The sequence below is a fragment of the Bradyrhizobium sp. genome (assembly GCF_035652035.1).
Classification (GTDB): Bacteria; Pseudomonadota; Alphaproteobacteria; order Rhizobiales; family Xanthobacteraceae; genus Bradyrhizobium.
The window spans coordinates 1-18,363 of the sequence record NZ_DASREO010000021.1; the positions used below are offsets into that span (position 1 = coordinate 1).

At 62.8% G+C, this 18,363-nt stretch carries 17 protein-coding genes; 3 read left to right on the forward strand and 14 right to left on the reverse strand.

Annotated elements, in window-relative coordinates:
- From VFB05_RS07690 to murJ, 9 genes are all read right to left on the reverse strand, one after another.
- The coding region (locus VFB05_RS07690; protein WP_325010663.1) for a PhoH family protein at positions 1–676 on the reverse strand (676 nt) is incomplete at its 3' end.
- A gap of 4 nt (positions 677–680) precedes the next feature.
- On the reverse strand, positions 681–2,096 hold the full coding sequence (gene miaB, locus VFB05_RS07695) for a tRNA (N6-isopentenyl adenosine(37)-C2)-methylthiotransferase MiaB (RefSeq protein WP_325010665.1): 1,416 nt from the start codon (positions 2,094–2,096) through the stop codon (positions 681–683).
- A gap of 36 nt (positions 2,097–2,132) precedes the next feature.
- Positions 2,133–2,582: a Fur family transcriptional regulator gene (locus tag VFB05_RS07700; RefSeq protein ID WP_325010667.1), complete on the reverse strand. Its 450-nt coding sequence runs from the start codon at positions 2,580–2,582 to the stop codon at positions 2,133–2,135.
- 68 nt (positions 2,583–2,650) lie between these two features.
- Positions 2,651–3,148, reverse strand: coding sequence for a ribosomal protein S18-alanine N-acetyltransferase (gene rimI / locus VFB05_RS07705; RefSeq protein WP_325010669.1), 498 nt, complete (start codon positions 3,146–3,148; stop codon positions 2,651–2,653).
- Positions 3,148–3,846, reverse strand: coding sequence for a tRNA (adenosine(37)-N6)-threonylcarbamoyltransferase complex dimerization subunit type 1 TsaB (gene tsaB / locus VFB05_RS07710; protein WP_325010671.1), 699 nt, complete (start codon positions 3,844–3,846; stop codon positions 3,148–3,150). The genes rimI and tsaB overlap by 1 nt, the downstream gene beginning before the upstream one ends.
- Positions 3,847–3,937: 91 nt before the next feature.
- The gene (locus VFB05_RS07715; RefSeq protein WP_325010673.1) at positions 3,938–4,507 is read right to left on the reverse strand and encodes a NifU family protein; all 570 of its coding nucleotides are present in this window, start codon (positions 4,505–4,507) and stop codon (positions 3,938–3,940) included.
- A 101-nt stretch (positions 4,508–4,608) separates the two neighbouring features.
- Positions 4,609–5,103: a universal stress protein gene (locus tag VFB05_RS07720; protein ID WP_325010675.1), complete on the reverse strand. Its 495-nt coding sequence runs from the start codon at positions 5,101–5,103 to the stop codon at positions 4,609–4,611.
- Positions 5,104–5,436: 333 nt separating this feature from the next.
- Positions 5,437–6,489, reverse strand: a complete 1,053-nt coding sequence (gene trpS, locus VFB05_RS07725) for a tryptophan--tRNA ligase (RefSeq protein WP_325010678.1) — start codon at positions 6,487–6,489, stop codon at positions 5,437–5,439.
- Between the two features lie 72 nt (positions 6,490–6,561).
- Positions 6,562–8,100, reverse strand: coding sequence for a murein biosynthesis integral membrane protein MurJ (gene murJ / locus VFB05_RS07730; RefSeq protein WP_325010680.1), 1,539 nt, complete (start codon positions 8,098–8,100; stop codon positions 6,562–6,564).
- Between the two features lie 105 nt (positions 8,101–8,205).
- Between murJ and VFB05_RS07735 the strand changes: the two genes are divergently transcribed.
- A complete protein-coding gene (locus VFB05_RS07735) occupies positions 8,206–9,207 on the forward strand; it encodes an adenosine kinase (RefSeq protein WP_325010682.1) in 1,002 nt (333 codons plus the stop codon).
- A gap of 50 nt (positions 9,208–9,257) precedes the next feature.
- Here the strand turns inward: VFB05_RS07735 and VFB05_RS07740 are convergent, their stop codons facing one another.
- Positions 9,258–10,451 (reverse strand): serine hydrolase domain-containing protein, encoded by a 1,194-nt coding sequence (locus VFB05_RS07740; RefSeq protein ID WP_325010684.1) that lies wholly within the window; start codon positions 10,449–10,451, stop codon positions 9,258–9,260.
- A 331-nt stretch (positions 10,452–10,782) separates the two neighbouring features.
- Between VFB05_RS07740 and VFB05_RS07745 the strand changes: the two genes are divergently transcribed.
- Together VFB05_RS07745 and VFB05_RS07750 are read left to right on the forward strand one after the other, a co-directional pair.
- A complete protein-coding gene (locus tag VFB05_RS07745) occupies positions 10,783–11,103 on the forward strand; it encodes a hypothetical protein (RefSeq protein WP_325010686.1) in 321 nt (106 codons plus the stop codon).
- A gap of 144 nt (positions 11,104–11,247) precedes the next feature.
- The gene (locus VFB05_RS07750; RefSeq protein WP_325010688.1) at positions 11,248–12,744 is read left to right on the forward strand and encodes an NAD-dependent succinate-semialdehyde dehydrogenase; all 1,497 of its coding nucleotides are present in this window, start codon (positions 11,248–11,250) and stop codon (positions 12,742–12,744) included.
- A 187-nt stretch (positions 12,745–12,931) separates the two neighbouring features.
- Here the strand turns inward: VFB05_RS07750 and VFB05_RS07755 are convergent, their stop codons facing one another.
- The 4 genes from VFB05_RS07755 to VFB05_RS07770 all read right to left on the reverse strand — a co-directional run bounded on the left by VFB05_RS07755 (position 12,932) and on the right by VFB05_RS07770 (position 18,347).
- The gene (locus VFB05_RS07755) at positions 12,932–13,513 is read right to left on the reverse strand and encodes a hypothetical protein (RefSeq protein WP_325010691.1); all 582 of its coding nucleotides are present in this window, start codon (positions 13,511–13,513) and stop codon (positions 12,932–12,934) included.
- A 7-nt stretch (positions 13,514–13,520) separates the two neighbouring features.
- Positions 13,521–15,104, reverse strand: a complete 1,584-nt coding sequence (locus VFB05_RS07760) for a hypothetical protein (RefSeq protein WP_325010693.1) — start codon at positions 15,102–15,104, stop codon at positions 13,521–13,523.
- A gap of 105 nt (positions 15,105–15,209) precedes the next feature.
- Positions 15,210–17,414: an SLC26A/SulP transporter family protein gene (locus VFB05_RS07765; RefSeq protein WP_325010695.1), complete on the reverse strand. Its 2,205-nt coding sequence runs from the start codon at positions 17,412–17,414 to the stop codon at positions 15,210–15,212.
- An 18-nt stretch (positions 17,415–17,432) separates the two neighbouring features.
- On the reverse strand, positions 17,433–18,347 hold the full coding sequence (locus tag VFB05_RS07770) for a phosphoribosylaminoimidazolesuccinocarboxamide synthase (protein WP_325010697.1): 915 nt from the start codon (positions 18,345–18,347) through the stop codon (positions 17,433–17,435).
- Positions 18,348–18,363 lie beyond the last annotated feature (16 nt).

An 18,363-nucleotide genomic window follows, 5' to 3' on the forward strand; every position in this document is an offset into this window, starting at 1 on the left:
TCAGGTCGTACAGCGCGTCGTAGATCGGCCGCAGGTAAGGATCGACCTTTTCGCGCAGATCGCCGGGCAAAAAGCCGAGCCGCTCGCCGGCTTCCACAGCCGGGCGCGACAGGATGATGCGATCGACTTCCTTGCGTTCGAACAATTGCGCGGCATGCGCCACCGCAAGCCAGGTCTTGCCGGTGCCGGCCGGGCCGACGCCGAACACGAGTTCGCTGCGCTTGAGTGCGCGAATGTAGGAATCCTGCGCCGCCGTGCGCGCCCGTACCGGACGCTTGCGCAGATTGATGGTGTCGAACGACGACTTCGCCGTCTTGGGATCGAATTCGAACAGCGAGCCTTGCGCGATCACGGCGCGGATCGCGCCCTCGACCTCGCCCTGGTCGAGATCCTGTCCTTTGCTCGCCTGCGCATACAGCGCTTCGAGCACGCGCCGCGCGGCGTCGCAGCCATCGCGCGAGCCGGCGACGGTGATGTGGTTGCCGCGTGAATCGACGACGACGCCGAGCCGCCGTTCGATCAGCGCGAGATTTTGTCCGTAAGGTCCGACCAGCGCGGACGCGGCGCGATTGTCATCGAAGTCGATGACGAACTGGGTTTCGGGCGGAGCTTGCATGTCGCGGTCGAGCTTGCGAGAAGGAACGAGTGAAGTTGAATCCGATGCGCTTTTTGGCAAGGGTTCAGGCTCCCATTCGCGTTTCAGAAGGGTGAGTTGTCGGCACAGTCTCGGAGGCGGTGAACGCCGGCAGTGGGCCCGCGAGTTTGCCGAGAAGGCTGTATCGTTCGAGGCTTTCGATTTTGACCGGCAGCACCTGCCCGACGATGGTCTCGCTCGCCATCACATGCGCGGGCTGAAGATAGGCGGTGCGGCCGACGATCTGACCGGGATTGCGCGCCGGGCGCTCGAACAACACGTCGACGGTGGTTCCAATCGAGGCCCTGTTGAAGGCCGATTGCTGGCTGTCGATCAATTCCTGAAGCCGCGCCAATCGCTCGTCCATCTCGTCCGCTGACACCATCTCCCGCATGTCCGCCGCCGGCGTGCCGGGCCGCGGCGAATACTTGAACGAATAAGCGGCAGCGTATCCGATTTGTGTGACGAGAGCGAGGGTGGAGCGAAAATCTTCCTCCGTCTCGCCGGGGAAACCGACGATAAAATCTGATGAAAATGCAATATCTTGGCTGGCCGCGCGGAACAGGTCGACGGCGCGGCGGTAATCGTCTGCGGTATGCTTGCGGTTCATGGCCGACAAGATCCGATCCGAGCCGGATTGAACGGGCAGGTGCACGAACGGCATCACCGCTGGCACATCGCGATGCGCCTCGATCAGCGCCTCGTCGACGTCGCGCGGATGGCTGGTCGAATAGCGCAGGCGGACGATGCCCGGAATTTCGGACAGCCGACGGAGCAGCATGCCGAGCGACCAGATGCGGCCGTCGGGTCCATCGCCGTGATAGGCGTTGACGTTCTGGCCGATCAGCGTGATCTCGCGCACGCCGTGATCGGCGAGGCGTTTCACGTCGTCGATGATCTTGACCGCGGGCCGCGAGACTTCGGCGCCGCGCGTGTAGGGCACGACGCAGAAGGTGCAGAACTTGTCACAGCCTTCCTGGATGGTGACGAACGAGGAGATGCCGCGCGCGCGAATGATGTCCGGCTTGGGCGGCGGCAGAAACGCGAATTTGTCTTCGGTTGGAAATTCCGTTTCCAGCGCGCGACCATCCTTTTCGGCACGCGCGAGCAGTTCCGGCAGATGATGATAACTCTGCGGCCCGACCACAACGTCGACTACGGGCGCGCGGCTGACGATCTCCGCGCCTTCGGCCTGCGCGACGCAGCCGGCAACCGCGATGTTCATGCGCCGGCCCTGACGCGCCGCTTCGTCCTTTGCGACACGGAGCCGGCCCAGTTCGGAATAGACCTTCTCGGACGCCTTCTCGCGGATATGACAGGTGTTGAGGATGACGAGGTCAGCGTCGTCCACGCTTGCGGTCTCGACAAAACCCTCGCCAGCCAGCGTGTCCACCATGCGCTGCGCATCGTAGACGTTCATCTGGCAGCCATATGACTTGATGTGGACTCTGCGTGGCTTCATGGAACCGGAATATCGAATTGAAAGCGCGATGCGCTTTCAGGATTTGTCGTCGTCGAGCGGGACGCAATAGAGCTCCAGCCGGTGATCGACCAGGCGATAGCCGAGCTTGCGGGCGATTTCGGCCTGCAACTTCTCGATTTCCTCGGAGGTGAATTCGATGACCTTGCCGTCGCGCAGATTGATCAGGTGGTCGTGGTGACTGTCGCGCATCTGCTCGTAGCGGGCGCGGCCTTCGCGAAAATCATGCCGCTCGATGATGCCGGCATCCTCGAACAATTTGACCGTGCGATAGACCGTCGAGATCGAGATCTTGTCGTCGACGGCGACGCAGCGGCGGTAGAGTTCCTCGACGTCGGGATGATCCTCTGCTTCCGCGAGCACCCGCGCGATTACGCGGCGCTGCTCGGTCATGCGCATGCCGGTCGCGGCACAACGTGCCTCGATGCCGGTTGCCTTGAGCGCGGGGTTGGATTTAAGCGCCGTCATTTCGGGACATCATAATCGGGTTCGAGTTGCCGTCGGTGATCATAACACGTTCTGCCATCGGGCAAATGTCAGGACAAGTCGCGCCGCATCAGGAGTGCATCCAGCGCTTCGCCGCCGCTCTGCCGGTAATAGCGTTCGCGGCGTCCGACCACGCCAAATCCGGCCCGCTGGTAGAGCCGCCGGGCCGGCTGGTTATTTTCTTCCACTTCCAGAAAGACTGTCCGGATGCCCCGGCCGGCGAGGTGGCCCAAATGGGTCAAAAGCAGGCCGTTGGAGAGGCCGCGGCCGCGGTGGCTTTCGGCGACCGCGATCGACAAAATCTCGGCCTCGTCCGCCCCCATTCGTGACACCGAAAAACCGACGATTTTACGTCCCATTCGCAGCCGATGGATCAGCGTGTTCCGCTCGCTCAGCATGTGCTCGAATTCGTCCTCGCCCCAGCCCCGGTGAAACGATGCACCGTGAATGCGGGAAAGCGCCGCAGCGTCGCGCTGGCTTGCGGGTTCGACCACCGGCTTGCCATTGCTCCATAATCCGGAGAGCCAGGATGTTGAGAGCGAAGACATCATGGTGAAGCCGGCGGCGCGCCGCCAGCGAGCTGCTCCTTGGCAGGTTTGGCGTCGGGCGCTCGCAAATAAAACGGCCGGGCCGGTGCCGTGTTCGGACTGACTGCCGCGCCGAGCCATCCCACCCAGGAAATGTCGGGGGCCGGCTGCAAGTCGACCTTCGACGGGGCGACGGCATGCTCGGGCCATCGCTCGGCGACGATACCGGCGGCATTTCCGACGAGATGCGGCGCGCCGAACCGCCAAGTGTTGAGCGCTTCCGCCATCGGCGCAATGCGCGGTCTCACCAGCGCGCTGCCATTGCCGCTGACGACCTGAAGATAGACGTGATCATGCCGGGCATCGATCACGGAAACCACGGGATGTTCGCCGTTCTGGCTCACGATCGGCGCGGCAAAGGCTGCAAGCGTCGTGATGCCGACCACGGGGATATTGGCGGCGAGGGCGATGCCGCGCGCGGCCGACAGGCCAACGCGAAGCCCGGTAAAGCTGCCGGGACCGGTGGTGACGGCAATACGGCCGAGGCCCGCAAATGCGATTTCCGATGCTGACATCACGCGAGCGATCAGCGGCATCAGCGCCTCGGCATGGCCGCGCTTCATGGATTGCGATTCCTGCGCAATCAAATTGCCGGCTTCGGTGTCGAGCACCGCGGCGGCGCAGGCATCAAGCGCCGTGTCGATGGCGAGGATCAGCATGGAGACGAGGCGAGTGGTGAGTGGCGAATAGCGAATGGAGGAAGACGATCAATGACTATTCGCCATTCGCTATTCACTATTCGCTTCTCCATCACATCGGCCGCACTTCGGTCACCTCGGGCACGAAATGCCTGAGCAGATTCTGGATGCCGTGCTGCAAGGTCGCGGTGGAGGAGGGGCAGCCCGCGCAGGAGCCCTTCATGTTGAGATAGACGATGCCGTCCTTGAAACCGCGGAAGGTGATGTCGCCGCCGTCATTGGCGACCGCCGGGCGTACCCTAGTCTCGATCAGATCCTTGATCATGTCGACCGTCTCGGCATCGGCCTCGTCAAAGAACTCATCCGCCGCGTCGGCTGCCTCGTCGTCGCTCGCGCTGCCGTCGGCGAGCAACGGCGCACCCGACATGTAGTGCTCCATGATCGCGCCCAGGATCGCGGGCTTCAAGTGCTGCCAGTCGCTGTCGTCCTTGGTGACGGTGACGAAGTCCGAGCCGTAGAAGACACTCGTGACCCCGGGCACACCGAACAGCCGTTCGGCCAGCGGCGAACGGCTGGCGGTTTCGCGGTTCGGAAATTCCATGGTGCCGCCATCGAGCACGGCACGGCCAGGAATGAATTTCAGGGTGGCGGGATTGGGCGTGGCTTCGGTCTGGATAAACATGAATTTCTCCGGCATCGCCGGTTAAAGGCCGGCGTGTGGGGTGTGTCTATCAGATGGCGATCGGGAAAGCACGGTCAAGGGCGGAAAAGCCGCTTAAACCCTTAGGAAAGCGCGTCAATTTGCGCGTCTGTGAGGTCGCCGGGGACGATCACGACCGGTACCGGGAAGTTGCCGACCACATTGGCCATGGCGCTGATAATCGGTCCCGGGCCTTCGGGGCCGGGATTGGCGGCGAGCACCAGCATTGCGATGTCGACGTCCTTTTCGATCACGTCGATCATCTGCTCGGTGGGATCGCCTTCGCGGATCACCCGCTCGGGCGTGATCGCCGCAACGCCATGGGCGCGGCCGCTGGCGCGATCGAGCGCCGCATTGGCATCCTCTATGGCCTCGGCGCGCATGATATCGGCGACGCCCAGCCACTGCTGGTTCTGGTTCTCGATCTCGACGATACGAAGCATCACCACGCTGCCGCCGGATCTCACCGCCCAGCGGCTCGCATAGTGAACCGCGCGGTCGCCCTCCGCGGTGTCGTCAACGATAACCAGACATTTCGGCTTGTGATCCGTCTCGTAGCTGCGTCGCTGGGTGGCCATGCATGTCCCGAAGCTGCAACAAGCACTCTAATGGTGCGATCCACTCCACGCACATGCTGCCATGGCGCAGCCATCCCCGACAAGCGGGGAGGACGGCGGGGTTTGCGTTAAATTGGAGTATCTCGTGACCGCTGCGCTTAGTGTGGCGGTTCAGAAGTCCGCGTCATTGCTGCCTCAGGTTCGTCATGCGGACTTCTGAACCAAAGCCACACTAGATCAATAGGTTTAATAGTGTCCTTTCGATCCCGAAGTTCGAAACGTGGCTCCCAACATGCGACGAACTTCGGAATCGGGACACTAGTGTGCGCCGCGGCATTTTTTGAGCGGACGGAACTAATGCTTTCGGATGAAGCCGACGATATCGCGCGTCAGCTTCATGGTTTCGTCGGCGATCGCCCGCGCGCGGTCGGCGCCATCGACCAGAATGGCATCGACATGGCCGGGGTCCGCGACCAGCCTCTTCATCTCGGAGGCGATCGGCGACAATTTTGCGACGCAAAGTTCGACCAGCGAATTCTTGAAGCTGGAGAACTGTCCGCCGCCGAATTCGCCGAGCACATCGGCCTTGCTGCGGCCTGACAGCGCGGCGAAGATTCCGACGAGGTTGTCGGCTTCGGGCCGGCTCTCGAGGCCCTTTTCTTCCGACGGCAAAGGCTCGGGGTCGGTCTTCGCCTTGCGGATCTTTTGCGCGATGGTGTCGGCATCGTCCGTGAGGTTGATGCGCGAGTAATCCGACTGGTCCGACTTCGACATCTTCTTGGTGCCGTCGCGCAAGCTCATCACCCGCGTCGCCGGACCCGTGATCAGCGGCTCCGGCTGCGGAAAGAACAGGCCGTCGTTGAAGCCGTGGCCGCGAACCGAATCGCCGAAGTCGTTGTTGAACTTCTGCGCGATGTCGCGCGACAGTTCGAGATGCTGCTTCTGATCTTCGCCGACCGGAACATGGGTGGCGCGATAAAGCAGGATGTCGGCCGCCATCAGCACCGGATAATCATAGAGCCCGACCGAGGCGTTCTCGCGGTCCTTCCCGGCCTTCTCCTTGAACTGGGTCATGCGGTTCAACCAGCCGACGCGGGCGACGCAGTTGAAGATCCAGGCGAGTTCGGCGTGGCCGGTCACCTGGCTCTGGTTGAACACGATGTGTTTCTTCGGATCGATGCCTGAGGCAATGAAGGCCGCGGTCACTTCGCGCGTATTGCGCGCAAGCTCGGCCGGGCCGCCCCACACGTCGATGCCTTGCGTGATCGCGTGCAGGTCGACGACGCAATAGAGACAATTGTAGCTCTCTTGCAGCTTCACAAAATTGACGATCGCACCGAGGTAATTGCCGAGATGCAGATTACCGGTCGGCTGCACGCCTGAAAAAACCCGTTCAACAATCGCCATGGTCAGTTTCCGAAAGCCGTCAGATCGATGCCGCGCCGTCCATTGCCACGCAAGCGCGGGCCGCGCAAGCTTTCAGGCCCCGCTTTGGCGGAGCGCCCGGATCGCGTCGTTCCAGTTAATGACGCCCAGCAAGGCCAGAAACAGGCCGTAAAGGCCGATTCCCGCCGCGATCAGCGCGGCTACGAGGACTGCGTGCACGGGGATGGACGCATCGGCCGATGTCAGAACCCGCGGGCCGATCTGCCAGAGCAGGCCGCCCATCGCAAGCGCTGCCACGATGATGCGCGGCAGTCGCCGCCGCGCCGCGGCGTCGATCGAGAATCCAAAGGCGGTGACGCCGTGCCGGATCAGCGACAGCGCGCTGCCCCATGCACCAAGCGCGATGGCGGCCGAAATGCCTTGCACGCCAAACACTCGGCCAAGCACGATCGCAAGAGCGATGGTGACCGCAACGCCCTTGAGCGTGGCCCATAGCGGGGTCGCCGTGTCGCCGCGGGCGAAGAACGCCGGCGACAATGTCTTGACCAGCATCTGTGCCGGCAGGCCGAGCGAGAGCCATACCAGCGCCTGCGCCGTGCCGATGGTATCGGCCGCCATGAACGCGCCGTGCTGGAACAGGAGCCGCACCATCGGCGAGCTTAATGCCATCAGGCCAAGGGTCGCCGGCAATGCAAGCCCGGCTGCGAGTTCAAGGCCGCGCGATTGCGCGCTTGCTGCCGCGTCTCGATCGTCGACGTGCACGTTGCGCGCAAGCTCGGGCACCAGCACGGCGCCGACGGCCACTCCGACGATGCCGAGCGGCAGTTCGATCAGGCGATTGGCGAAGTAGAGCCATGACACCGCCGACGCCGAGCCTGACGCAATGATCGCGCCGACCACGATCAGGAGCTGCGGCCCGGCGCCGGCGACCATGCCGGGGATCGCCTTGGCAAAAAAGCCGCGCATCTCAGAATCGAAGCTCACACGCAGCGGCGTTGCGAGGCGGCCGCCCGATCGCACGATCAGGATTGACAATTGCAACAGTCCGGCGAGGCCGACGGTCGCGGCGATCGCAAGCGCCGCATGAAGCGCGTCACCACCTTTGAGGAACAAAACGATCATCACCGCGATCAAGGCGCCATTGAACAGCAGCGGCGCAAACGCCGTCAGCGCGAAGCGGCCTTGCGCGTTGAGGAGCGCCATGGTCACGGTCGCCGGTCCGGCGAAAGCGAGATAAGGCAGCATCAGCCGCGCGTAATCGACCGCCAGGTCCCGGGTTGCCGCGGTAAAGCCGGGCGCGAGTGCCGAGATGATCACCGACATCAAGACGCAAGCTGCGACGGTTGCCACGACCACCGCCGTGCTGACGGTGCCGAGCACGCGGCCGGCGAAGGCCGCGGCGGCGTCTGCGCCTTTCGTCTCCTTGACGCCAAGCCAGGCCGGCACCAGCGCATTGTTCAAAGCACCTTCCGTCAACAAGCGCCGCACCACGTTGACGAGCTGAAACGCCACCAGAAAGGCGTCGGCCACGGGGCCTGCGCCAAGCAAGGCTGCAACCATGGCATCGCGCGCGAAACCGAGCAGTCGCGAAGCCAGCGTCCCCGTCGATACCGTGAGAAACGAGCGAATCATCGGCTTTCTCTATAGCAGAGGGTGCGGATTTGAGTTTGCGTCCTCGGCGGGGATCGTGATAGCGGCTACCACCTGATCGACCGCATACCTTGTCAGGACGGATACATGACCGCAGCGAAATATGATGTTCTCGGAATCGGCAATGCCATTTTCGACGTGCTGGTGCAGACCGACGAGGGTTTTCTGAGCCGCCACGGCATGACCAAGGGCGGCATGTCGCTGATTGACGAGCCCCGCGCGGCGGCGATCTACCGCGACATGGGGTCGGCGACCGAGATGTCCGGCGGATCGGCGGCCAACACGATCGTCGGCATCGCCAGTCTCGGCGCCCGCGCCGCCTATGTCGGCAAGGTGAAGGACGATCAGATCGGCCGTTTGTATGCCCATGATATCCGTGCGGCGGGCATTGCCTTCGAGACCAGGCCGGCCGCAAGCGGCCCTGCCACTGGCTGCTCCTACATTCTGGTGACGCCGGATGGCGAGCGCACCATGAACACCTATCTCGGTGCGGCGCAGGACCTGACGCCTGATGATATCGACGCCGAGCAGATTGCAGCGTCCGCAATCGTCTATCTCGAGGGGTATCTATGGGACCCCAAAAGCGCGAAGGAAGCCTTCGTAAAGGCGGCGACGATCGCGCACGGAGCAGGCCGTCAGGTCGCGCTGACCTTGTCGGATTCCTTTTGCGTCGATCGCTATCGCGGCGAATTTCTCGAATTGATGCGCAACAAGACGGTCGATCTCGTCTTCGCCAACGAGTCGGAGCTGCATTCGCTGTATCAGACATCTGATTTCGACACCGCGCTGAAGCAGTTGCGCAGCGATATCGGCCTTGGCGTGGTCACGCGAAGCGAGAAGGGCTGCGTCGTTGCGTCGAAGGATGGCGTCACGGCGGTGCCGGCGTTTCCGATCGCAAAGCTTGTCGATACGACCGGCGCGGGCGATCTGTTCGCGGCCGGCTTCCTGTTCGGTCTTGCGCGCGAGGTCGGCCATGAGAATTCGGGACGTCTCGGCGCGCTCGCCGCGGCCGAAGTGATCCAGCACATCGGCGCGCGGCCACAGGTTTCGCTGAAAGAATTGGCGCGGCAAAATGGATTGCCGGTTTAGTTTAACCGATCGTCTCTCCCCGCGGTGAGCGGGGAGAGACGATTGGAAGCTCAGGCTGCCTTCCGGCCACCGGCGGCATCGAGCCCGTCATAAACGCCGCGCTCGAAGCCGGCGAAAGCCTCGAGGCACTTGCCGTCTGCGAACGGGAAGACCTGCATCAGGATCACGCCCGCCACGTCGCGCGCCGGATCGATCCAGAAATAGGTGTTGGCAAGGCCGGCCCAGGCGAGGCTGCCGGGGCTGCGACCCTCGGGCGTCTTGGCGGTATTGATCAGGAAGGAAAGCCCCCATTTCTTGACCATGCCCGGATAGAGATCGACGTCGTTGGTGTAAGGCGGCGCCGCCGAAACCATCTTGGTGACGACGAGATCGCCGATGTGGTTCTGTCCCATCGTGGCGACCGTCTCGGGCTTCAGCACCTGATTGCCGTTGCCGCGGCCCTTGTTGAGGATCATCTGGGTGAACTTGATGTAGTCGCCGGCCGTGCCATAGAGGCCGCCGCCACCCATGTGGAATTCCGGATTCTGCTCGAGTTCGAACGGGAAGGTCTCGAGCTTGCCATCCGCGCCGCGTGCATGCGCGGATACGAGCCGCTTGCGCATGGAGTCCGTGATCTTGAACGCGGTGTCGTTCATGCCAAGCGGCGCAAACATGTTGTCGCGCAAGTAAGCGTCGAGCTTTTTGCCGCTGGCCGCTTCTACCGCCTTGCCGACAAAATCGATGTTGGTGCCGTATTCCCAACGCGTGCCGGGATCGGACGCGATCGGGGTTTTCAGCGCGGCGTTCTGACAGGTGATGATGCCAGGGATTTCGGCTTTCGCCAGATAGGTGCCCATGTCGCCGTTCCACATGTCGTAGCAGAAGCCCGCGGTGTGGGTCATGAGCTGGCGCAGCGTGATCGCGCTCTTGGCGGCGCGCAGCTTCGGCTCGCCCTTGGCATCGAACCCTTCCAGCACCTGCGGCTCCGCAAGATCGGGCAGGACCTTGCTGATCGGGGCGTCAAGCGCGAGCTTGCCCTGTTCGACCAGCTGCATCGCAGCCGCCGTCGTAATCGCCTTGGTCATCGAAGCGATCCAGAACACGCTGTCGGTCGTCATGGCGTCGGGCTTGGACAGGTCGCGCTTGCCGAACGCGCCCTGATAGATCACTTCCTTGCCGTTGGCGGCCACGGCCACGATACCGGGAATTTCCACGGCATCGCTTTTCTGGCGCAGCATCTGGTCGATCTGGGCTTTGCTTTGCATGGGGTCACCTCCAGGTTATTTTTTGAAAGCGGGCGATCTTCCTCCCCGGGATTTTCTGCCGCAAGCACGGCGCATCCCGGTCGCGATCTCGTGAATGGGTGGAACCAAGTTGGGGATAGAGCGTTCCCACCCGCCACACGTGCCACAATTTTCCACCAATCAGACCGCATTCTCGGCAATATCCAGCCGGCCAGCGGGATCGTTTTGGGACAGATTCCGTGCCGCATCTTCAGTAATGCGTTCACATCAAAGCAAAAATGCGCGCCGCGCGTTGCATTTGGCACGCGATGGGACCAAATGAACTGTGGCGTAGGCCTGAAGGGGGCGTCAGATGATTTCGACCTGGAGCGAATGGAAGCGGTATCCGCGGGCAGGGCGCGGTGAGAACCTCGAAGCGCCGATTTCGCCTGGCATCTACGAAGTCCGCTTCGCCTCGACCGGTGCGCTGCATTCCTTTGGCGCCGTCGACAACGTCGCCCAGGCGCTGGCGCTGTTGCCAGCCGCCTCCAAATCCTGGTTTAGCCGCCGCCCACCGACGCAAACGCCCGATCTCGAATATCGCACCTGCGCAACGTCGACCAAGGCTGACGCCAAGGCGGTTGCAGACCGAATGGTTGGGCGGCGTGAAACCTATCTGAGCGGCGCGGCCTGACCGCTGCCTTTTTGCTGCTCCGCAGCGGTTCGTTGTTTCATTTGCAAATATGTTTGATGCCGCCTGCGCGGGTGGGGGGCGATGCATTGCGCCCGCTCCCGGCCTATATTGGGTTAACAGCAGAAAATTCGCAGGAGCAACGTCATGACCCCGACCGCCGCCGCACGCGCATCGCAATCCGCTGCCCCTACCTTGCGGGATCGCCTCAAGGACCCGTCGCTGTTGCGGGAACAGTGCTACATCGACGGCACCTGGGTTGGGCAGCCCGAGTTTCCGGTGAGCAATCCGGCGACCGGTGCCGAAATCGCCAAGGTGCCGCGGCTTGGTGCAGCGGATGCGACCCGCGCGGTTGAGGCCGCGGAACGCGCTTTCCCGGCCTGGGCGAAGCTTACAGCCAAGCAGCGCTCGAATATCCTGCGCAAATGGTTCGAACTTATCGTCGCCAACCGCGAAGACCTGGCGCTGATCCTGACCTCCGAGCAGGGCAAGCCGCTGTTCGAGGCGCTCGGCGAAGTCGATATCGGCGGCGCCTATATCGAGTTTTTCGCCGAGGAAGCGCGCCGCGTCTACGGCGAGACCATTCCGAGCCAGCGCCCTGATGCGCGCCTGATCGCGATCAAGCAACCGATCGGCGTCTGCGGCGCGATCACGCCGTGGAATTTTCCGAACTCGATGATCACCCGAAAAGTCTCGCCGGCGCTCGCTGCCGGTTGCACCGTGGTGCTCAAGCCCGCCAACGAAACGCCGCTCAGCGCGCTGGCGCTGGTCGCGCTCGCCGAGAAAGCCGGCGTTCCGAAGGGCGTCTTCAATGTCATTACCGGCGAATCGTCGGCGATCGGGCTCGTGCTGTGCGAGCACCCGGCCGTGCGCTTTGTCGGCTTCACCGGATCGACTGAAGTCGGCAAGATTCTTTACAAGCAGGCCTCGGTCGGCGTGAAAAAGCTCGGCCTTGAGCTTGGCGGCAACGCGCCGTTTGTCGTGTTCGATGACGCGGACATCGATGCTGCAGTCGAAGGCGCGATCGTCTCGAAGTACCGCAACATGGGTCAGACCTGCGTCTGCGCCAACCGCATCTATGCGCAGGACAAGATCTACGACCAGTTTGTCGAGAAGCTTTCGAAGAAAGTCGCTGACATGAAGATCGGCGACGGCACCGAAGCCGGTGTCATCCAGGGCCCGCTGATCAATATGGAAGCGATCGACAAGGTCGAGCGGCATATTGCCGACGCGGTGAAGGGCGGCGCCAAGGTCGTGACCGGCGGCAAGCGTCATGCGCTCGGCCGTTCCTTTTTCGAGCCCACCGTGCTTTCGAACGTGAAGGCGGATGCGCTGGTGTCGCAGGAAGAGACTTTTGGTCCGGTCGCCCCCGTCATCCGCTTCAAGGACGAGGCGGATGTGATTGCGATGTGCAACAAGTCGCCGTTTGGTCTGGCATCGTATTTCTACGCCCGCGATCTCGGCCGTGTCTGGCGCGTCGCCGAAGCGCTGGAGTCGGGCATGGTCGGCGTCAACTCCGGCCTGATCACCACCGAAGTCGCGCCGTTCGGCGGCGTCAAGGAATCCGGCCTCGGCCGCGAAGGCTCCCATCACGGCATGGAAGAATATCTCGAGATCAAATACGTGATGATGGCGGGCGTCTAACGCTTCCATCGCGCTTTTGTATCTGAGTCGTTTTGCCGCTAGAGCCCGATAATTTGAGGCTCGATCACCGCGTTGGCCGTCATTGAGAGGAGCGTAAGCGACGAAGCAATCCAGACCTTCTCGATGGCTTCTGGATTGCTTCGCTTCGCTCGCAATGACGATTCAATCAAAACTCATCACGCGCTAGCTAAAGCCCCAACGTCACTTCGGCCCAGTGCACGACGACCTCGCTATTGAGGAAGTCGATGACGCTGGGCTCGAGTGTTTTTGGGGCATCGTGAGCGACCGTTGCGGTCGCGACGATGGCATCGCACCGATCGTTGAACGCGATCGCCAGCACCGAGCTTGGGGCGTGGAAGGGCTCGCTCACGGCATAGGCCCGACTGCGGCCCTTCATCCAGGCAATCTTGATCTCGTGGCCCGCGCCGAGGACTGACGGTTTGCCGCCCATCAAATTGAAATCGCTTAGACGATCGAGCTCGTTGTCATCGGAGACGCCGGTCAGACAATTGCAAAAGCCGATCTTGGCGCGAATGTAGACGCCGACCTCAACACCGCAATCCGCCGCGTCGCAGCGGAACGCTTTGCCTTCGCCCCATTCGTCGGTCGGAAACGGCCATTTCGCCTCGGTAAATTTCGGGTGGGCCGGCGGCGTCAATGCCTGGCTCTGGCGCAGCATCGGCCAGCCGAAAAACGCCGACAGGCCGGCAGCCGCCCCGAGCCCAAGGCCCAGGATCACGGCAATGACGGCGCTCCGGTTCCGCATCATTCGGCTCTCAGTTACTCGTCGCAAAGGTCCGCGCCGCGGCGAGTATCGGCCGATTAGAGTCCGAATCCGCTGACAGCGCGAGCAGCTTCTCGTAGTTCGCTCTGGCCGTCGCGGTGTCGCCGAGCGCCTGTGCCGCTTGCGCTGCGCCGGCATAGCCGTTGAAGCGGTTCGGCTCCTTGGCCTTGGTGGCCTCGAACGCCGCAAGCGCCTCTTTCGCCTGGCCGCGATCGAGTAGCATAAATCCGTAAAGCTCGCGCGCCGGCATCAGTGGCCCGGGCGTGACCGGGGCCTTCTCGGTCTTGTCCTCGGCGTCAGCAGCGGCCGACATCGTCTTCAGCGCGTCATCATATTTGCCGTCGGCATAGAGGATCCAGGCATTCGCCGTCTGCGCCTGGATGTCGACCTGCGTCGCCCAATAGTCGATCTTGGCCTCGCGAAGGCGGTCGCGCAGCTCGACAAGCTTGGCGGCGTCCATCTTTGCTGCGGCGACGTCGCCCGAACGCGCCGCGCCCAGCGCGCGAGCGAAATGCGAAATCGCCATCACCTGCGGAAACTTGTTCTGGATGACGTCAAGCTTGGCCGCTCCTTTCCAGTCGCCGCGTTCGAGCACGTAGCGGGCAGGCGCAGCAGCGCGCGAAAACGCGCCGCCGAAGGAGTCGGGACTGGGCGTCAGCGCCTCGATGGTGTCGATCACCTTGCGCGCCTTTTCGTCCTGCGCCAATTGCAGATAGGCGTAGACCATGTAGTCCTCGCCGTGCAATTGCTCGCCGCGTTCGCTGTCGTGGCCCTTGGCGGCTTCCACCGAAGCGGTATTGGCCGCAATCGATTCCTTCCAGTAGCCGACGCGGGTGAAGATATGCGACGGCATGTGCTGCGCGTGCGGCGCATTCGGCGCGATCTTCGAATAGCGCAGCGCCGCGGGCAGGCCCTTCGCCGCGATCGCCGGATAATCGTAGAGATGGATCAGATAGTGGGCGATGCCCGGATGCTGCGGCTGGCGCTGCCAGATCGGCTCGAGGATCGCCGCGCCCTTGAGCTGGTTGGCGTAGGTCTTGTCGGCAGGCGAAGCCGCAACGTTCAGCGTGATGGCGTAGAAAATCTGCGCCTCGTCGTCATCGGGATATTTCGCGGCCAGCGCTTCCATCTTCTTCAAGTAGGACTGTACGCGCGCCTGCTGCGGGATCTTGTCGTAGTCGACATACATCACCGAGAGCGCATCGATATAGTCGCGTTCGCGTTCGCTTTTGGCGCCTGTTTCCTTTGCCTTCTGGATCGCGGCCAGCCCAAGCGGCAGATTGGGCGCAGGAATCGCGCTGTGCGGATTGTTGAGCAGCGACAGCGCAATGCCCCAATAGGCGATCGCGCATGTGGCGTCGGCCTTGATGGCTTCCTCGTAAATCTCCTTCGATTCGGCGTACCAGAACGAGTGCTGATAGCGCATTGCGCGGTCGAACCGCCGCTGCGCCACCTCGTTGCAGGTGGTCGCGAAATGGACCTTGCCAAACCTCTGGTCCATCTCGTCCTGAGCCAAAGCGGTCGAGCCGACGGTCGTGGCGGCTGCGATGGTCGTAGCGAGCAAAAACGTGCGCATGATATTCCCCCGTTCAAAGAGAGAAACTTAAGACCGGACGCCTGACGATCATAGGCCGGCATGACAGGGTTCTCAACGCGCCGTTCGCGGCGTTTTGGTCACATTCTAGCGGCGGAGCACGCTGATCAGGCGGTTTGCGAAGGTCAGCCGCTCGGCCATGACCAGCACGAAAAACGTCAGCAGCTTCTGGCTGAGTATCGGGTTTTCGGTCTTGATCGCCTCGAACTGGCTGATGCTGAGGACATAAAGAACGCTGGCGATCTCGGCCTGGATGGTGGCGCTGCGCGGGGCGCCCGCCACGAGGCCCATCTCGCCGATCGTGGTGTAGCGGCCGAGGCTTCGCACCCGCGTGAGCCCGCCCTCAGCCGTCGGAACCATCACGCCGACGCGGCCGTCGAGAATGAAGTGCATGGAATCGGCAGGCTCTCCTGCGCTCACGATGACGTCGCCGGCGGCAACCTCCAGACGCTCGCAGCGATGGACCAGTTCTGCCGCATCCTCCTCGGTGCCGAGAATGCGCACAAACCAGTCCCTGAGTGAGGCTTCTTCGTCGCCAAGGCCTTCATGCTGCGCGATGATCTCGTTCTCGCACCACTCGAGCGCATGATCGAGCTCCGGCACGATGCTGACTTCGCTGGAGATGAACTCGCTCGAACGCAGCGCCTTTTCGGCGGCGGCCTGCAGGTTGACCAGAACGAGGCGGATGCCGCGGTCGTGCGCGGTGCGTTTGATCTGGGCGAAGCTGTAGGCCGCGGACGAATCGATGCCTGTCACCAGCTTGAAGTCGAACACCAGAAAGCGGCATTCCGGGTGACGCGCCAGCAGCGCCTTGACGTGCTGGTAGAGACGATTGGCCGAGCCGAAGAACAGATAGCTTTGCAGGTTGAGGCCCTGAATGCTGCCGCCATGCGCCGACAGCACCGCGAGCTGCTCGCGGGAGCGGTCGAGCGAGCTTCGATATTCCGAGCCGTCAAAGGAGAATTTGATGGAATCGATGCGCGAGGCGCTCAGGGCAAAGGTCGCGCAACCGATGACGATGCCGATCAGGATGCCGGCGATGAAGCCCCATTGCACGATGATGACGATGATCGCGAGCAGCGACAGATATTCGGTGAAGGAGAGCCGCCGCCGCGACTGCACGATCCATTTGTGTAGCCCGTCGGCGCCGAGATAAATCAGAAGGCCGCCGAGCACGAACTTCGGCATGTAGCCGAGCAGCGTCGGTGCGAAGGCGAGCATCAGCAGCGAGATGGCGGCGCTCGTCAGTCCGGATAGCGGGCCGGTGCCGCCCGAGTTGAAGTTGAGGACGGTGCGGCTGATCGAAATGCAGCCGGGATATCCGCCGAAGGCCCCGGTGAGCACGTTGGCGAGACCAGTGACGTTGAGCTCACGCTCCAGATTGGCTTCGCGGTTGGTTGCGACTTCGATGCCGGTGGTGTTGAACAGCGTCGATGAGGCCGTCACGAAGATGACCGCGACCAGGTTGCCGGTCAGATCCGCCAGCAAGTGCCAAGGATAACGAGCGAGCGCATCGCCGCTCCACGGCAGCATGAAGGTGACGCTGGGCGGCGGCTGAAAGGTCCAGCCCTCGGCCTGGGCTTCCGCAACAGAGATGCCGGCCAGCCAGAACAGGACGTGGGCCGCAACGACGCCTCCGATCAGAATGGCAGGCAACCCGAACGATGAGCGGGAGCGGTGCCATGTCATATAAAGCACGAGCGCCATGACGCAGGCGGCCGCAAGCTTCGACAGTGTGAGCAAATCGGTGAACTGGTTCAGCGTCGTAAATTGCAACTGCTGTCCGGTGATGACGCGCACCGCGCCGAGAAGAATCAGGCAGCCTGTTGCGCCGAGAAAACCGCCGACCACCGGATAGGGGACATAGCGGATCGCGCGTCCCATGCGCGTCATGCCGAAGCAGCCAAGCACGACGCCGGTCAGGACCGTCGCGATTGCAAGCGTAAGCAAGACTGGCCCGATGACCGGCGCGGACGGGTCGGCGGCGACGATACGTTCCATCATCGAAGAGGCCAGAATGCCCGTCATCGCCGCGGTCGAACTGTCGGGTCCTGCAACCGCAAAGCGCAGCGAACTGCCGGCCGCGATGACGGCGGCCAGCACAGCGGACGAAATGAACGTGGCGGCGACGCCGTAGGAGAGATAGGGCGAAAGCGGTCCGCCGAAGATCAAGAGCGCATAGGAAAGTCCGAAGGTGACGGTGAGGACGCTGGCGGCGCTGCCGCCCAGAATGTCCTTGAGCGCGGCCCGGAACTGCAATCTCGAAGGAGAAGAGATCGACTGAGTGCTCACGCGCGCCCCCGACCGGCTCTATATCTTGAGATCGTGGCCAGTGACGCGGCGATAGGCTTCGAGATAGCGCCTGCTGGTCGCATCCACGACGCTGGCCGGCAATGGCGGCGGCGGCGCTTCGCCGTTCCAGCGGCCGGCGCGACGCTCGGCGTCGAGATAATCGCGCAGCGGCTGCTTGTCGAAGCTCGGCTGCGGCTGCCCCGGTTTGTAGACGTCGGCGGCCCAGAACCGCGAACTGTCCGGGGTCATGACCTCGTCGATCAGGATGATGCGCCCCTGCGCGTCGCGGCCGAATTCGAACTTGGTGTCGGCGATGATGATGCCGTGGTCGCGGCTGATCTTCTCACCGCGCGTGTAGACCGCGCGCGTCATGCTTTCGAGCGAATCGGTCACCTCCGCGCCCACGACCTCACGCATCCGGCCGACCGTGATGTTTTCGTCGTGACCGCTCTCGGCTTTGGTGGCGGGCGAGAAGATTGCGGGCTCGAGCTTGCCGCTCTCGAGGAGGCCTTTCGGAAGCTCCTCGCCGGCGAGCGTGCCGGACGCCGCATATTCCTTCCAGGCCGAGCCCGAGAGATAGCCGCGGATCACGCATTCGATCGGAAACACCTTGGTCCGTTTGCACAGCATGGCGCGACCGAGCAGCGAGGCGCGATGATCCTTCAAGGCCGGCACATCGCGGATGATGCTGTCAGCATCGGCGCTGATCATGTGATGTGGCACCACGCCTTCAAGCTGTCTGAACCACCAGGCGCTGATTTGTGTCAGCACCGCGCCTTTCATCGGGATGGTCTCGGCCATCACGATGTCGAAGGCAGAGATGCGGTCGGTAGTGAGCAGGAGCACGCGATCGTCGCCGACACTATAGATGTCGCGGACCTTGCCGCGCCCGATACGGGGAAGAGGCAAATCGCTCGCCAGCATGGTGGTCATGAAGTTGACTTTCGAA

Coding starts and splice junctions, on each gene's coding strand:
- VFB05_RS07700 (WP_325010667.1), bottom strand. CDS start 2,582: ATGACGGCGCTTAAATCCAACCCCGCGCTCAAGGCAACCGGCATCGAG.
- rimI (WP_325010669.1), bottom strand. CDS start 3,148: ATGTCTTCGCTCTCAACATCCTGGCTCTCCGGATTATGGAGCAATGGC.
- VFB05_RS07720 (WP_325010675.1), bottom strand. CDS start 5,103: ATGGCCACCCAGCGACGCAGCTACGAGACGGATCACAAGCCGAAATGT.
- tsaB (WP_325010671.1), bottom strand. CDS start 3,846: ATGCTGATCCTCGCCATCGACACGGCGCTTGATGCCTGCGCCGCCGCG.
- VFB05_RS07735 (WP_325010682.1), top strand. CDS start 8,206: ATGACCGCAGCGAAATATGATGTTCTCGGAATCGGCAATGCCATTTTC.
- VFB05_RS07750 (WP_325010688.1), top strand. CDS start 11,248: ATGACCCCGACCGCCGCCGCACGCGCATCGCAATCCGCTGCCCCTACC.
- miaB (WP_325010665.1), bottom strand. CDS start 2,096: ATGAAGCCACGCAGAGTCCACATCAAGTCATATGGCTGCCAGATGAAC.
- trpS (WP_325010678.1), bottom strand. CDS start 6,489: ATGGCGATTGTTGAACGGGTTTTTTCAGGCGTGCAGCCGACCGGTAAT.
- VFB05_RS07760 (WP_325010693.1), bottom strand. CDS start 15,104: ATGCGCACGTTTTTGCTCGCTACGACCATCGCAGCCGCCACGACCGTC.
- VFB05_RS07755 (WP_325010691.1), bottom strand. CDS start 13,513: ATGATGCGGAACCGGAGCGCCGTCATTGCCGTGATCCTGGGCCTTGGG.
- VFB05_RS07745 (WP_325010686.1), top strand. CDS start 10,783: ATGATTTCGACCTGGAGCGAATGGAAGCGGTATCCGCGGGCAGGGCGC.
- VFB05_RS07770 (WP_325010697.1), bottom strand. CDS start 18,347: ATGACCACCATGCTGGCGAGCGATTTGCCTCTTCCCCGTATCGGGCGC.
- VFB05_RS07740 (WP_325010684.1), bottom strand. CDS start 10,451: ATGCAAAGCAAAGCCCAGATCGACCAGATGCTGCGCCAGAAAAGCGAT.
- murJ (WP_325010680.1), bottom strand. CDS start 8,100: ATGATTCGCTCGTTTCTCACGGTATCGACGGGGACGCTGGCTTCGCGA.
- VFB05_RS07715 (WP_325010673.1), bottom strand. CDS start 4,507: ATGTTTATCCAGACCGAAGCCACGCCCAATCCCGCCACCCTGAAATTC.